This is a genomic window from Mangrovicoccus algicola (genome assembly GCF_014903745.1).
Classification (GTDB): Bacteria; Pseudomonadota; Alphaproteobacteria; order Rhodobacterales; family Rhodobacteraceae; genus Mangrovicoccus; species Mangrovicoccus algicola.
In genome coordinates, this window is the sequence record NZ_JACVXA010000038.1 from 1 (window position 1) to 14499 (window position 14499).

At 68.3% G+C, this 14499-nt stretch carries 13 protein-coding genes; 10 read left to right on the forward strand and 3 right to left on the reverse strand.

Annotated elements, in window-relative coordinates; all coding sequences use genetic code 11:
• The 9 genes from ICN82_RS12675 to ICN82_RS12715 form a co-directional block, all read left to right on the forward strand.
• Positions 1-695: ferritin-like domain-containing protein (locus tag ICN82_RS12675; protein ID WP_193183332.1), on the forward strand; the 695-nt coding region annotated here is incomplete at its 5' end.
• Between the two features lie 78 nt (positions 696-773).
• The gene (gene chrA, locus ICN82_RS12680) at positions 774-2018 is read left to right on the forward strand and encodes a chromate efflux transporter (protein WP_193183334.1); all 1245 of its coding nucleotides are present in this window, start codon (positions 774-776) and stop codon (positions 2016-2018) included.
• Between the two features lie 79 nt (positions 2019-2097).
• On the forward strand, positions 2098-2577 hold the full coding sequence (locus tag ICN82_RS12685; RefSeq protein WP_193183336.1) for an SspB family protein: 480 nt from the start codon (positions 2098-2100) through the stop codon (positions 2575-2577).
• A gap of 179 nt (positions 2578-2756) precedes the next feature.
• Positions 2757-4151, forward strand: coding sequence for a class II fumarate hydratase (fumC, locus tag ICN82_RS12690; RefSeq protein WP_193183338.1), 1395 nt, complete (start codon positions 2757-2759; stop codon positions 4149-4151).
• A 93-nt stretch (positions 4152-4244) separates the two neighbouring features.
• On the forward strand, positions 4245-4484 hold the full coding sequence (locus ICN82_RS12695; protein WP_193183340.1) for a DUF4169 family protein: 240 nt from the start codon (positions 4245-4247) through the stop codon (positions 4482-4484).
• Between the two features lie 391 nt (positions 4485-4875).
• Positions 4876-5103, forward strand: a complete 228-nt coding sequence (locus tag ICN82_RS12700; protein WP_193183342.1) for a ribbon-helix-helix domain-containing protein — start codon at positions 4876-4878, stop codon at positions 5101-5103.
• 63 nt (positions 5104-5166) lie between these two features.
• Entirely contained in the window at positions 5167-6279 is a 1113-nt protein-coding gene (locus ICN82_RS12705) for a hypothetical protein (RefSeq protein WP_193183344.1), read from the forward strand.
• The gene (locus ICN82_RS12710; RefSeq protein WP_193183346.1) at positions 6276-7388 is read left to right on the forward strand and encodes a hypothetical protein; all 1113 of its coding nucleotides are present in this window, start codon (positions 6276-6278) and stop codon (positions 7386-7388) included. The genes ICN82_RS12705 and ICN82_RS12710 overlap by 4 nt, the downstream gene beginning before the upstream one ends.
• The gene (locus ICN82_RS12715) at positions 7381-8499 is read left to right on the forward strand and encodes a hypothetical protein (RefSeq protein WP_193183348.1); all 1119 of its coding nucleotides are present in this window, start codon (positions 7381-7383) and stop codon (positions 8497-8499) included. Before ICN82_RS12710 ends, ICN82_RS12715 begins: the two co-directional genes overlap by 8 nt.
• 25 nt (positions 8500-8524) lie before the next feature.
• Here the strand turns inward: ICN82_RS12715 and ICN82_RS12720 are convergent, their stop codons facing one another.
• A complete protein-coding gene (locus ICN82_RS12720; protein WP_193183350.1) occupies positions 8525-9268 on the reverse strand; it encodes a cytochrome c biogenesis CcdA family protein in 744 nt (247 codons plus the stop codon).
• A 147-nt stretch (positions 9269-9415) separates the two neighbouring features.
• On the opposite strand from ICN82_RS12720, the gene ICN82_RS12725 reads away from it, so the two are divergent.
• Positions 9416-9664: a sulfurtransferase TusA family protein gene (locus ICN82_RS12725; protein ID WP_193183352.1), complete on the forward strand. Its 249-nt coding sequence runs from the start codon at positions 9416-9418 to the stop codon at positions 9662-9664.
• A gap of 75 nt (positions 9665-9739) precedes the next feature.
• Here ICN82_RS12725 and ICN82_RS12730 read toward each other — a convergent pair whose 3' ends face one another.
• Positions 9740-12748, reverse strand: coding sequence for an Rne/Rng family ribonuclease (locus ICN82_RS12730; protein ID WP_193183354.1), 3009 nt, complete (start codon positions 12746-12748; stop codon positions 9740-9742).
• A gap of 414 nt (positions 12749-13162) precedes the next feature.
• Positions 13163-14497 (reverse strand): sigma-54-dependent transcriptional regulator, encoded by a 1335-nt coding sequence (locus tag ICN82_RS12735; protein WP_193183356.1) that lies wholly within the window; start codon positions 14495-14497, stop codon positions 13163-13165.
• Between the last annotated feature and the right edge of the window lie 2 nt (positions 14498-14499).

The following is a 14499-nucleotide window of genomic DNA, read 5'->3' on the forward strand; positions in this document are numbered from 1 at the left end:
CGCCGCTGCGCCCGGCCCGGCCCGCGCGTCCCGAATTGCTGCCCCCGCGCGAGGTGCCCCGGCGCCGCCCGGGCAGCGAGGCGGGGCGCAGGGCGCTCTTGCATGCGGTGGCGCATATCGAATTGAACGCGGTCGACCTGCATTGGGACATCATCGCGCGCTTTGCCCATGTGCCGATGCCGCTGGGCTATTACGACGACTGGGTGAAATCGGCGGACGAGGAATCCATGCATTTCCGGCTGGTCAGCGGCTGCCTGGCCGAGATGGGCAGCGCCTATGGCGACCTGCCCGCCCATGCCGGGATGTGGCGCGCCGCCGAGGATACGGCGGAGGATTTCATGGGCCGCCTCTCGGTCGTGCCGATGGTGCTTGAGGCGCGCGGCCTGGACGTGACGCCCGGCATGATCGAGATCTTCCGCAAGGCGGGCGTCCCCTCGGCGGTCGAGGCGCTGGAGGTGATCTATGCCGAGGAGGTGGGCCATGTCGCCTATGGCTCGAAATGGTTCAACTTCCTCTGCGGGCGCCATGACCTGGATCCCAAGGAGACCTTCCACGCGCTGGTGCGGAAATATTTCCACGGCGCGCTGAAGCCGCCCTTCAACGAGGAGAAGCGCGCCGATGCCGGGCTGCCCCCGGATTTCTACTGGCCGCTTGCCGCAGAGACGCCCGAAGGCCCGCGCGGCCCCGGCCTCTGAGCCCCCGCGTCGCTTGGCGCAGTATCGCGCGGGCGGGGCCGGGTGCATCACGTCCCTGCCGGGCGGAGGGGCAGCGCGATGACGACATATGGCGAACTGGCCAGGGTGTTCTGGCGGATCGGGATCCACTCCTTCGGCGGCCCGGCCGCGCAGATCGCGGTGATGCATCGCGAATTGGTGGAAGACCGCGGCTGGCTGGACGAGGCGCAGTTCCTGTCCTCGCTGAGTTTCTGCATGCTGCTGCCCGGGCCCGAGGCGATGCAGCTGGCGACCTATGCGGGCTGGCGGCTGAAGGGCTGGCAGGGCGGGCTGATCGGCGGCGGGCTGTTCGTGCTGCCCGGCGCGGCGGTGATGGCGGCGCTGGCGCTGGCCTACCTGGCCTGGGGATCGCTGCCGGTGGTGGAGGGCCTGTTCCTGGGCATCCAGGCCGCGGTCCTGGCGATCGTGCTGCAGGCGCTGATCCGGCTGGGACGAAAGGCGCTGGGCGCGGCCGATCGCCGGGTCCTGGCGGGGTTGGCCTTCCTGGCGATCTTCGCCTTCGGCCTGCCCTTTCCGCTGATCGTGGCGGGCGCGGCGGCCTGGGGCGCCCTGGCCAGCCCCGGCGAGCACCGCCCGTCCCCCCCGGCGGCCGGGGCGCGGACGCTGCGCACCGTGGCGATCTGGGGCGGGCTCTGGGCCGCGCCGGTGCTTCTTGCCTGGGCGATGGGCTGGAGCTTTCTCTGGCAGATCGCGCTGTTCTTCTCGAAACTCGCCGTCGTCACCTTCGGCGGCGCCTATGCGGTGCTGGCCTATATGGCGCAGGAGGTGGTGCAGGATCACGGCTGGATCACCGCCGCGCAGATGATGGACGGGTTCGGCCTGGCCGAGACCACCCCCGGGCCGCTGATCCTGGTGACGCAGTTCGTCGCAATGCTGGCCGGGGGCAATCTCGGCGGCTGGGGCCTGGCGGCGGCGGCCGGGGCGATGGCGCTGTGGGTCACCTTCGTGCCGTGCTTCCTGTGGATCTTCGCCGGGGCCCCCTTCCTGGAATGGATCTCGGGCCGTCCGCGCATCGCGGGCGCCCTGGGCGCGATCACCGCCGCCGTGGTGGGCGTGATCCTGAACCTGTCCGTCTGGTTCGCCATCCACGTGCTGTTCGACGCGACGCTGACCTGGCAGGCGGGCCCGGTCTCGGTCCTGCTGCCCGACCCGGCGGGGCTGCGGCCGCTTGCCGTGGCGCTTGCATTTCTCGCAGGCTTCCTCATGCTGGTGCGGAACGTTCCGATCGGCCCGGTCCTCGCCATTTCGGCGGCAATCGCGGCCAGCGCCCAGATGTTAACCTGATCTTGCGGCAATTCGCGCGAACCTCCCCTTTCCATTCGCCGCGGCAATCGGTTAGACGGGTAAGAAAGCGAGAGACACCATGGCCCGCACCATCGATTACGGAAACATGATGCACCGCGCGATGCGCGGCCTGATCCGCCAGGTCCTCGGCGATGTCGCCGAGCACGGCCTGCCGGGGGAACATCATTTCTTCATCACCTTCGACACCAAATGCGACGGGGTCGAGGTGGCCGAATGGCTAATGGACCTCTACCCTTCGGAAATGACCATCGTCATCCAGCACTGGTACGACAACCTGGTCGTCGAGGAGGACGGGTTCCGCATCACGCTGAATTTCGGCGATCAGCCCGAAGAGCTGGCCATTCCCTATACCGCGATCCGGACCTTCGTGGACCCGTCGGTCGAATTCGGCCTGCGCTTCGAGACCACGGAAATGGAGACCGAGGAAGAGGATGCCGAGGAGGACGGGGCCCCGATGGCGGAGGATGTCGATCCCGAGCCCGAGGCCGCGCCCCGCGGCGATGCCGAGGTCGTGAACCTCGACAGTTTCCGCAAGTGATGCCCCGCGGGGCGCGCGACGGCTGCGCCCCGCCCCCCCCCCGGCCCCATCCAATGGCCCCGGCGCATCCCCCACGGACACATCCCGCGCGAATGCGCCGCCCTGTGTGCGCGAGAAGATTGCATACGGCTGCATGCAACGCTATTGCCCGTGGCAACGCATGAAACGGAGGATGTCTCATGACCGCGACCCGTACCGAGACCGACAGCTTCGGTCCGCTCGAAGTTCCCGCCGACAAGTACTGGGGTGCCCAGACCCAGCGGTCCATCATGAACTTCCCCATCGGCTGGGAGAAGCAGCCGGTCCCGGTGATCCGGGCCCTGGGCGTGGTCAAGCAGGCCTGCGCCATGGCCAACAAGGAACTGGGCGCCATGGAGGCCGCGACCGCCGATGCGATCATCGCCGCCGCGGGCGAGGTGATCGAGGGCCGGTTCGACGACAACTTCCCGCTGGTCGTCTGGCAGACCGGCTCGGGCACGCAATCGAACATGAACGCCAATGAAGTCATCTCCAACCGCGCGATCGAGATGCTGGGCGGCGAGATGGGCTCGAAGAAGCCGGTCCATCCCAACGATCACTGCAACATGGGCCAGTCCTCGAACGACACCTTCCCCACCGCGATGCATGTCGCCATCGCGATGCAGGCCCGCGACGTGCTGCTGCCGGGACTGCGCAAGCTGCATGACGCGCTGGAGGCCAAGTCGGTCGAGTTCAAGGACATCATCAAGATCGGCCGGACCCATACCCAGGATGCGACGCCGCTGACGCTGGGCCAGGAGTTCGGCGGCTACACCCACCAGGTGAAGAAGGGCATCGAGCGCGTCGAGGCCTGCCTGGGCGACATCTACGAGCTGGCCCAGGGCGGCACCGCCGTCGGCACCGGGCTGAACACCCGCAAGGGCTGGGCCGAGATGGTCGCCAAGAACATGGCCGAGATCACCGGCCTGCCCTTCGTCACCGCCCCCAACAAGTTCGAGGCCCTGGCCGCGCATGACGCGATGGTCATGTTCTCGGGCGCGCTGAAGACGGTTGCGGCGTCGCTGTTCAAGATCGCCAATGACATGCGCCTGCTGGGGTCCGGCCCGCGTTCGGGTCTGGGCGAGCTGATCCTGCCGGAGAACGAGCCGGGCTCCTCGATCATGCCGGGCAAGGTCAACCCGACCCAGGCGGAGGCGCTGACCATGGTCTGCGCCCATGTCATGGGCAATGACGCCGCCGTGGGCTTCGCCGGCAGCCAGGGGCATTTCGAGCTGAACGTCTACAACCCGATGATGTCCTACAACGTCCTGCAGTCGATGCAGCTCTTGGGCGACAGCGCCTCGGCCTTCACCGACAACATGGTCGTCGGCACCCAGGCCAACACGGCGCGGATCGAGAAGCTGATGAAGGAATCGCTGATGCTGGTGACGGCGCTGGCGCCGACCATCGGCTATGACAACGCCACCAAGGTCGCCAAGACCGCGCACAAGAACGGCACCACGCTGAAGGAAGAGGCCATCGCGCTCGGCTTCGTCGACGAGGAGACCTTCGACCGGATCGTGCGCCCGGAGGACATGATCGGCCCCAAGGGCTGATCCTTTCGCAGGCACCATGCAGGGGGCGCGGCCGCGATGCCGCGCCCCTTCGCGTTTCGTGCTATCCTCAGCGGGACAGCCCCGGAGACCGCCATGACCGACAAGCCCATCAGCCTTTCCAAGTTCCGCAAGACCCGCCGCCGCGAGGAAGCCCGCAACCGCGCCGATGCCAATGCGGTCAAGTTCGGGCGCAGCAAGGCCGAGAAGCTGCAGGCCCGCGAGGCCGGGCTTCGCGAAGGCCGGAAGCTGGAGGGACACAGGCGCGAGGCGCCCGCAAGCGGCGCCGACGACACGTCGCGCCGCGCCCCCGGCACCCCGGACGATGCCGGATGAGCCTGGCCCGCGGGCCCGACTTGCCGCGCTGCGCGACCACAATCCGGGGTTGCATATAAAATTCATTTGTATTTAGTAACATCTTAACCAACCTTACGGCTTTCTCTTAAAAGACGGGACAATATCGTACTAGAAGACCACCGTCCGGCGGAACGAGTTGACGTCGGGACACCCTGAGCGCGCGGCGCCCGCCGGGCGCGACGAGGGTCGTCGCAGGAACACATCCGCGGGGAAATGGTTCTCATTCCGCCCGCGCGACCGAAGAATTGGTCCCGGCAGGGCGTGCAACGACCCCGGCCGATGATGCGGACCCGATGCGAAATGTTTTCAATCCCCTGCCCGGGCCCGGAATCGAGGCGCCGCGCAGATGCCGTCAAGGAGTTCCCCGGTCATGAGTAGCCGCCCCAAGAAACGATCCCTGACCCTGAAGGGGCACCGCACCAGCGTGTCGCTGGAGGATGATTTCTGGTCCGCCTTCCAGGAGATCGCGGCCGAGCGCCGCCAGGCGGTGAACGCGCTGGCCGCGGAGATCGATGAAGGCCGGGGCAACCAGATGGGGCTCGCCTCGGCGCTGCGGCTGTTCATTCTGCGCCACTATCGCGAGCGTGCCGCGAAATAACGCCCTTGCAAGAGCGGCCGAAACTTGGTGAACCCCGAAGGCGAAGCTGTCGGGAACCCCTGCATGTCCGATCCTCTCTGCCTCCGTCTTGCCGGCGCGGTGCTGCCCGACCCCTCCGACTTGCGGCGCCGCCATGTGCGCAAGCCCGCGCGCCGCACGGACCATTACCTGGAGCGCTACGACCGGCGGACGCTGTTCTACGACTGCGTCTATCACGAGGACCGGGGGGAATACCTGTTCACCGCCCCGCGCTTTCTCAATCTCTGGCAGGAATTCCGCGACCGGCTGCGGCTTGACGGCGCGCCGGTGCGCGGCCTGTCGCGTCAATGGTCGGCGAAATACGAACAGGTGCGCATTCGCGCCCCGCGCGGCACCGTTTCCCTGGACTGGCCGGGCGGCTGGCAGATTGCGCCCCGGGCCGATCTGGCCGACCGCTTCGCCGGTCTGGATGCGGTGGTGACGATGAACCGCGACAACGACCTGCGCTGGATCCGGGAGTGGCTGGCCTATCTGTGCCGGGTGCACGGGCTGGAGGCGGCGGTGATCTTCGACAACGGCTCCACCGCCTACAGGCCGCAGGACCTGGCCGAGACCATTGCCGCCATCCCGGGGATGCGCGCCAGCGCCGTGCTGGTCGCCGACTATCCCTACGGCCCGCGCGATTCCGGCAAGGGGCTGGAAGTGCGGCCCAAATTCCTGCAGCCCGCGCTGATGAACCTGGCGCGGACCGACCTGCTGCGAAAGGCCGGGGCCGTGCTCAATGCCGATATCGACGAGATCGTGCTGAAACGCGGGGGGCAGACCGTCTTCGAGGCCACCCGTGCCAGCCGCCTCGGGGCGCTGCGCCTGCCCGGCAGCTGGGCCTATCCCGGCCCGGAGGATCCCGCCCCCTGCGCTCACCGGTTCCATGTCTGGCGCGCGACCGGCGAACGCCCCTCCAATCCCAAATGGTGCGCGGTTCCCGGCAAGGGGCTCAGCCGCGCAGGCTGGTTCGTGCACCATGTCGGCGGCGAGCTGTTCCGGCTCCTGCCCGCGCGCGACGACCTGGCCTTCGTGCATTGCCGCGGCACCTCCACCGGCTGGAAGGGCGGCCGGTTCAAGGCGCCCGGCCAGATGGCCCGCGACCCCGAACTGGAGGCGCTGATGCAGACGCATTTTTCCGGGGCGCGCGCATGACCCGGCTGCATGTCGAGACGCTTCAGGGCTTTACCCTGCCCGAGGACCTGCCGCTCCGGCGCGACTACAACTTTCCCGAGGCCGAGCGCAGCGCGCTCTATCTCGAGCGCTACGACCGCCGCACGCTGTTCTATGACGCGGTGCGGCTGCCGGGATCGGGGCATCTGCTTCTGACCGCGCCGCCGCTCTACAACCTGCGCGCGCGGCTGCGCCGGGGGCTCCACGATGGCGGGCGGCCGGTCGGCCGGGGACTGCGCCACTGGCAGACCCCGCAGGCCGAGCTGATGACGCTGCGGCGCCGGGTGCAGGCCCCGGAGCTGGTGCTGGACGGCACCCGCCACCCGCTGCCCGTGCGCGAGAGCCGGGCAGAGATGTTCGCCGGGCTGAACTGCATGGTGGTGCTGAACCGCGACAACGATCCCGACTGGATCGCCGCTTCGGTCGACTATCACATCCGCGCCCACGGGTTGCAGGGCGTGCTGATCTTCGACAACGGCTCGGTCACCTATACGGCCGAGGCGCTGGCCGGGCGGCTTGCCGCGGTGCCCGGGCTCGAGGCGCTGGCGGTCTATCGCGTGCCCTTCTCCTTCGGGCCGCCGCTGAAATCCAGGAAGGACCGCACCAATCCGCGCTTCCTACAGCCGGCGCTCCTGAATCTCGCGCGGCGCGAGATCCTGTCCCGGGCGCGCGCGGTGCTGAATGTCGACCCCGACGAGATCATCCGCAGCAAAGGCGGCGCCTCGGTCTTCGATCGCGCGGTGGCGCGACGTCACACGATGGTCAAGATCCACGGAAGCTGGGTCCTGCCACCACCGGGCACGCCCCTGCCCGCGCCGCAATCCGCCCATACCCATCGCGAGGTCCCGAACCAGCGCTGCAACCAGAAATGGTGCGCAGTTCCCGGCGGGATGCTGGGCCGCTTCGGCTGGGCGGTGCATCATGTCGGCGGCCGCTTCGTGCGGCTGGTCGGCGCCACCCCGGATCTGGAGCTGTTGCATTGCCGCGGCACCTCCACGGGATGGAAATCGAAACGCTTCGAGCTGCCCGCAGCGACCCGCGAGGATCCCGCGCTGGCCGAGTTCTTCCGCAGATGGTTCCCCAATGACTGATCCGATCGTGACCGTGGTGCCCATTGCCGGGTACCGCCTGCCCGAAACCTCGGCGCTGCGCCGCGATCCGACCCGGCCGCCGGAGCGGCAGAGCGCCTATTACCTCGAGGAATACGACGACCGCACGGTGATCTATGACTGCGTCTATCTGGACCGCGAGGGCGGGTTCCTGTTCACCGCGCCGCGGTTCCTCAACCTGTGGGAACCGTTCCGGAACGGGCTGCGCCTGGACGGGGCCCCGGTGGGACCGATGCGCCGGGTGACCTGGCTGCGTTGCGAGCAGGTCTTCCTGAAGGCGCCGCGCGGCAGCCTGAGCCTGCAGATCGCCGGGGAGACCGTGGCCCTGGAAGTGCGCGACGGACTGGCGGAGGATTTCGCCGGGCTGAACGCGCTGGTTGCCGTCTCGAAGAACAACCGCCTGGACTGGATCGCCAACTGGGCGCGGTTCCACGCGGCCGGGCACCGGGCCGAGGCGATGGTCCTCTTCGACAACGGATCGACCGATTACACGCTGGAGGAGCTGGCGGCGTCGGTGAAGGGCACCGGGCTGAAACGGGCGGTCATCTATTCCGCCCCCTTCCCCTATGGTCCGGCCGACAAGTCCGGCCGTTTCGATGTCAGCCCGCGCTTCTTCCAGTCGGCGATGCTGAACCTCGCGCGGCGCGACGCGCTGGACCGCGCGCGCGCGGTCCTGTCGATCGATATCGACGAGCTGGTGCTGGGCCCTGAAGGCGCCTCCGTCTTCGACATGGCCGCGCGCCATCCGCTGGGCATGGTCACGATCCAGGGGTCCTGGGTCTACCCGGCCGAGACGACGGAGGGCCCCGCGCCCCAGCAGGCCCATGTCTGGCGTGCCGTGCCCGACAAGAAATGCAACCGGAAATGGTGCATGACCCCGCGCGGCGCGATGAGCCGCGCCTTCGGCTGGGCGGTGCACCAGATCGGCGGGATCAGCCAGAACCTCTTCACCATGCAGGGAAAGTTCCGGCTGGCCCATTGCCGCGCCTGTTCCACCGGCTGGAAGAAGAACCGGTTCCGGTTTCCCGAGGCGATGGAGCGCGACGACGCGCTTGCCGCCTTGCTGAGAGAACGCCTGGGCGCCGGGGAGTGATCCCCGGCCCAGGGTCGGACCCGGGTCAGCCCAGGGTCGCCAGCGCCGGAAACCGTTCCAGCAGCCAGTAGGAAAAGGCGCTGAACTGACCGGTCAGCATCATCAGCCCGACCGTCCACAGCAGCAGGCCCATGATCCGCTCGATCTGGGCCATGTGCCGTTTCATCCAGACCAGCACCCGGCTCTGCGGGCCGAGGAAGGCCGCGACCAGCAGGAAGGGCACGCCCAGCCCCAGCGCATAGACGCCCAGAAGGACGGTGCCGCGCGCGATGGAGGCCTCTGATGCGGCCAGGGACAGGATCGCCCCCAGCTGCGGACCGATGCAGGGTGTCCAGCCGAAGGCGAAGGCCAGGCCCAGCACATAGGCCCCCATGGCCGACCCGCCGCGGTCGCCCGCCTCCACCCGCAATTCGCGGTTGAGGAAGGGCAGCCGCAGGATGCCGAGGAAATGCAGGCCGAAAATCATGACCAGCGCCCCGGCCAGCATGGAAAAGGCCTGCTGGTTCTGCAGGAAGAAGGCACCGAAGGCCGAGGCCGTGAAGCCCAGGAACAGGAAGACCGTCGACAGGCCCAGCACGAAGAACAGCGCCGCCAGGACGACACGTCCCCGCGCCCGGCCGAATTCGCCGACCGACACGCCGGACATGTAGGCCAGGTAGGGCGGCACGATGGGCAGCACGCAGGGCGACAGGAAGGACACCATCCCGGCAAGCGCCGAGGCGAATATGGCGGGCAGGAGCGCCGCGTCGATGATCTCGATTCCGAACATGGCCAAGCTCTAGGGGGAAACCGCCCGGAGGTCACGCGATGGCGCGTCACATTGGCGTGGCGTTGCCCGCATGCCATGCGGATCATGCGGCAGGCGGGGCCCCGTGCAGACATGTCCCGCAGCGACCCCGACAGGAAGGCCATGCGCATGACACGCTATCCCGATCCCGACCTGACCGTCGATGCCCGCGGGCTGCGCTGTCCCCTGCCGGTGCTGCGGGCCCGCAAGCGGCTGCAGGATCTCGCCGCGGGCGCCGTGCTGTGCCTGCGGGCCGATGACCCGATGGCGCTGATCGATCTGCCGCATTTCTGCGCCGGGGCGGGACATGACTATCTCGGGCACGAGGAAGGCCCCGACGGGCTGCGCCTGTACCTGCGCAAGACGCGCGCCGACTGAGCCGGGCGGCAGATGCGCAAAGGGCCGCAGCGTCGCCGCCACGGCCCTTTCGTCATGATTTCCTTGCCGGATCGGTCAGCCGACCGACCACCATCCGCGGCGCTTCGGCTTCGCCGCGTCGGTCTCCGCCTCCGTTTCGGCGCCCGGCTCCGGCTCCTGTTCAGGGGCCGGTGCCGGGGCGGCGGCCTCTTCCGGCTGTGCCTCCGGCGCAGCGGCCGGGGCGGCCTCTTCCGGCGCTGCCGCGGGGGCGGCCTCGGCGACGGTCTCCACCGGGGTCTCCGGCACCGGCTTCGCGGCCTGTTCGGGCTCCGCTTCGGCCGATTCCGGCAGCAGCGCCACCGGCTCGTCCTCCACATCCGCAAGCGGGGTTTCCGGCTCGATCTCGGGCTCCTGCGCGACAGGCGCCGCGTCCGAAGATGCCGCAGCCTCCGTCGGCACATCTGCCGCAGGCGCCGTCATCTCCTCCGCGGGCGCGGGGGCCGCGTCGGACGGAGTGCCGGCATCGGCAGCGACCGGCGCGGGTTCGGCGGTTGCGGGTTCGGGCGCTGCGGTGGTCTCCGCCTCGTCTCCGGGCCGCTTGCGGCCGCGACCGCCACGGCGGCGGCGCCGCCGCTTGGGCTGGTCGTCGCCCTCGCCGGTCTCGTCCTCGGACCCGCCGTCCTCGCCCTCTTCGGGGGAAGCGGACGCGTCCTCGTCCTCGTCGGCACCGTTTTCCGCGTCGTATCCGGCCTCGTCGCCATTCGGCCCGCCCTTGCGGCGGCGACGGCGGCGGCGGCGGCGCTTGGGCTGGTCATCCTCGCTTTCGGGCGCAGGATCGGGCGCGGCCACTGCGGCTTCCTCGGCCTCGGCGGCCTCGGCCTCTTCCTCGATCTCCAGATCGGGCAGGTCCGACGTGTCGACCGAGATGACCGGCGCGGCCGCGACCGGAACCGTGCGGGTGGCGGTCTTGAACCGCTCCATCACGAAATCGGGGCTGACCAGCGCAGGATCGGATTCGATGCGCACCGACAGGCCATAGCGCATCTCGATATTGGCGATATGCACCCGCTTGTTGTTCATCAGGTAATTGGCGATGCCCACCGGGCATTTCACCAGGACCTCGCGCGACCGGCGGCGCACGCCCTCTTCCTCGATCTGGCGCAGGATCGACAGCGCCAGGCTGTCATCCGACCGGATCAATCCGGTGCCGTGGCAGTGCGGACAGGGCTGGGTCGTCGCCTCGATCATGCCGGGGCGCAGGCGCTGGCGCGACATCTCCATCAGGCCGAAGCCCGAGATGCGGCCCACCTGGATCCGGGCCCGGTCGGTTTTCAGACGGTCCTTGAAGCGCTTCTCGACGGCGGCGTTGTTCTTGCGCTCTTCCATGTCGATGAAGTCGATCACGATCAGGCCCGCGAGGTCGCGCAGGCGCAGCTGGCGCGCCACCTCTTCGGCAGCCTCCAGGTTCGTGTTCAGCGCGGTCTGCTCGATCGAGCCTTCCTTCGTCGCCTTGCCGGAGTTCACGTCGATGGCGACCAGCGCCTCGGTGACGCCGATGACGATGTAGCCGCCGGATTTCAGCCGCACGACCGGGTTGAACATCCCGTCGAGATAGCTTTCCACCTGGTGGCGCGCGAACAGCGGCAGCGGGTCGGTATACTGCTTCACGTTCTTGGCGTGGGACGGCATGATCATCTTCATGAAGTCCTTGGCGTTGCGGTATCCCGCCTCGCCCTCGACCAGAACCTCCTCGATCTCGCGGTTATAGAGGTCGCGGATCGAGCGTTTGATCAAGTCGCCTTCCTGGTAGATATTCGCCGGGGCGAAGGATTTCAGCGCCAGCTGGCGGATCTGCTCCCACAGCCGCTGCAGGTATTCGTAGTCGCGCTTGATCTCGGCCTTGGTGCGGTTGGCCCCCGCGGTGCGGATGATGAGCCCCGCGCCTTCCGGCACGTCCAGTTCGGTCGCGATCTGCTTGAGCTTCTTGCGGTCGGCCGCCTGGGTGATCTTGCGGGAAATCCCGCCGCCGCGCGCGGTGTTCGGCATCAGCACGCAGTAGCGCCCGGCCAGCGACAGGTAGGTCGTCAGCGCCGCACCCTTGTTGCCGCGTTCCTCCTTGACCACCTGGACCAGCATGATCTGCCGGACCTTGATGACTTCCTGGATCTTGTAGCGGCGCGGACGCGGCTTGGAATTGCGCGGACGGCGCGCCTCCTCGACCTCGTCCTCGATGTCGTCGGTCTCGACATCCTCGATCGTGTCGTCCTGCTCGGCTTCCTCGGGCTCGTTCTCGTGGACGGGCACTTCGGAATGATCGGCATCATCGCCGGCCCCGCGGGACGCGGGCTCCTGCGAGGTGACGTAATCGGCGGGACCGGCCGCGGCCATGTAGCTGGGCGGCGTGTCGTCGGAAGAGGTCTCCGCCTCATCGGAGCCGTCATCCGGCGCGGTCGCGTCCCCGGCCTTCGGATCCTCTTCGGATGCATCGGCCGCGGGGCGGATCGGGATTTCCACAGGCGCCGCGGCGGGTGCCTCGGGCGTCGCGCCTTCGCGCACGGGCGCATCGCCCCCGGCCACGTCCATTCCGCTTTCGCCCGCATCATCGCCGACCGGCGACAGGAGCGGATCCTCCTCGGGGGCGAGATCCACCACGTCCATGCCCGAAGGCGCACGATCGCGGGTCCGGCCCGAACGCGACACCTTCCGGGTCTTGGCGGGCTTGGCCTCCTCGCCGTCGCGGGACTTGCTGCGGGTGCGGCGGCGCGACTTGCGCTCGCCTTCGCCATCCTCGTCCTCGCGATCCTTCAGCGATTCCGCATAGGCCCGTTCCTCGGCCATCAGCGCCTCGCGATCGGCCACCGGGATCTGGTAGTAATCCGGGTGGATCTCCGAGAAGGCAAGGAAACCGTGGCGGTTCCCGCCGTAATCGACGAAGGCGGCCTGAAGCGACGGCTCTACGCGCGTGACTTTTGCCAGGTAGATGTTGCCAGCCAGCTGGCGCTTGTTCTCGGACTCAAAGTCGAATTCCTCGACCTTGCTGCCGTCGACCACGACGACCCGGGTCTCTTCCGGGTGCGTGGCATCGATGAGCATTTTCTTTGCCATTATGTCTCTTGTCACCGCCCGGATGCCGGAGGCTCTGACGCCTGGACGGCGCACGGGCGTTATGTGCTGTAGAAGCAATGGCCGGAGCGGTGGATCGGGTCATCGGGTCAAGCGGCGTATTCGCCCAAGCCTGCCCTGCCCTCAACCGATCCGGTTCCATCGCGTTTCATCCTTGGCCCCGTTGCGGGGCCGGTTCTTGGCCCGTCGGTCCAGGCCGATGCGGGCGTTTGGGTCCCCGCAAATCGGGGGTTTCGACTGGCGCGTACCCTGCACCGCATCGGGCGCCGGGGGGCTTCCAGGGAAATCTAGCATCGGGACACAGCCCGGTATCTCACTTAAACTGCACTTCGCTGGAATGACAATGGCAATTTACGCAGGATCCGCCGCATCCGGCGAATCCCGCATCCTTGCGCGTCAGCCGATGTAATCGGAGCGGGCCAGCCCGTATTTCTGCATCTTCTCGTTCAGCGTCCGGCGCGGGACGCAAAGCTCCTCCATCACCTTCGAGACGGAGCCGCGGTGACGGCGCATGGTATTGTCGATCAGCATCTTCTCGAACGACTCGACATATTCCTTCAGCGGCTTGCCCTCCTGGGTCATGGCCGGGGTCAGCGCCTCGTTATCAGCCATCAGGAGCGAGGTCAGCGTGCCCTTCTCGCGGCGCGCCTGCAGCACGGCACGATCGGCCATGTTCGACAGCTGCCGCAGGTTCCCGGGCCAGGGCGCCTGCATCAGCTGCGCGGCATCCTGCGCCGAAAGATCGGGGACGTCGCAGCCATATTCCTCGGCGGCGCGGCGCATCATCATGTTGAACAGCGTCAGGATGTCGTCGCCGCGCGCCCTGAGCGGCGGCAGGCCCAGCCGGTGGCAGCTGAGCCGGTGGAACAGGTCCGGGCGCAGCCGCGCATCCAGCGGCTCGCTCATGTCCTGGAGGTTGGAAATCGCGATGATCCGGGGCGCGGTGGCCTCGTCCTCGGCATCCAGCCACGAGACCAGCCGCACCTGCGCATCGGCATCCAGCGCCTCGACATCCTCCAGGATCAGCGTGCCGCCGCGCGTTTCCGCCAGAAGCCCCGGCGCGGCCGCCGCCTCGTCGCCGAACAGCGCCGCCGCCTGCTGCGCAGGCGAGATCGAGGCGCAGAAGAACCGCTGCAGCGGCTTGGCCGCGCGCGGGCCCACCGCGTGCAGCGCGCGCGCCACCAGCGTCTTGCCGGTGCCGGTCTCGCCCTCGATGAGGACCGGCAGGGGGGACTGGCCGAAATCCAGGATATCCTCGCGCAGCTGCACCATCTCGGCGCAATTGCCCGCCAGCTGGCCGACCGGCGCGCTGCCATCCGACAGCTCCTCGCGCAGCGCGCGGTTGTCCAGGTTGGCGCGGCGCGCCTCGACGCCCTTGCGCACCAGCTCGGTCAGCCGCTCGGGGTCGAAGGGTTTCTCCATGAAATCCATCGCGCCGATGCGCATCGCCTCCACCGCCATGGGCACATCGCCATGGCCGGTGATCATGATGACGGGCAGGCCGCTATCGACATGCATCAGCCGTTTCAGGAAGGTCATGCCATCCATGCCGGGCATCTTGATGTCCGAGACGACCACCCCCGGCCAGCCGTTGCGCAGAACCGCCAGCGCGTCCACGGCGCTGGGAAAGGTCTCCGTCTCGAAGCCCGACAGGCTCAGCCACTGGCTGATGGACTGGCGCATATCCGCCTCGTCATCGACAATGGCGACCTTGATGACCTGCTTGCTCATTC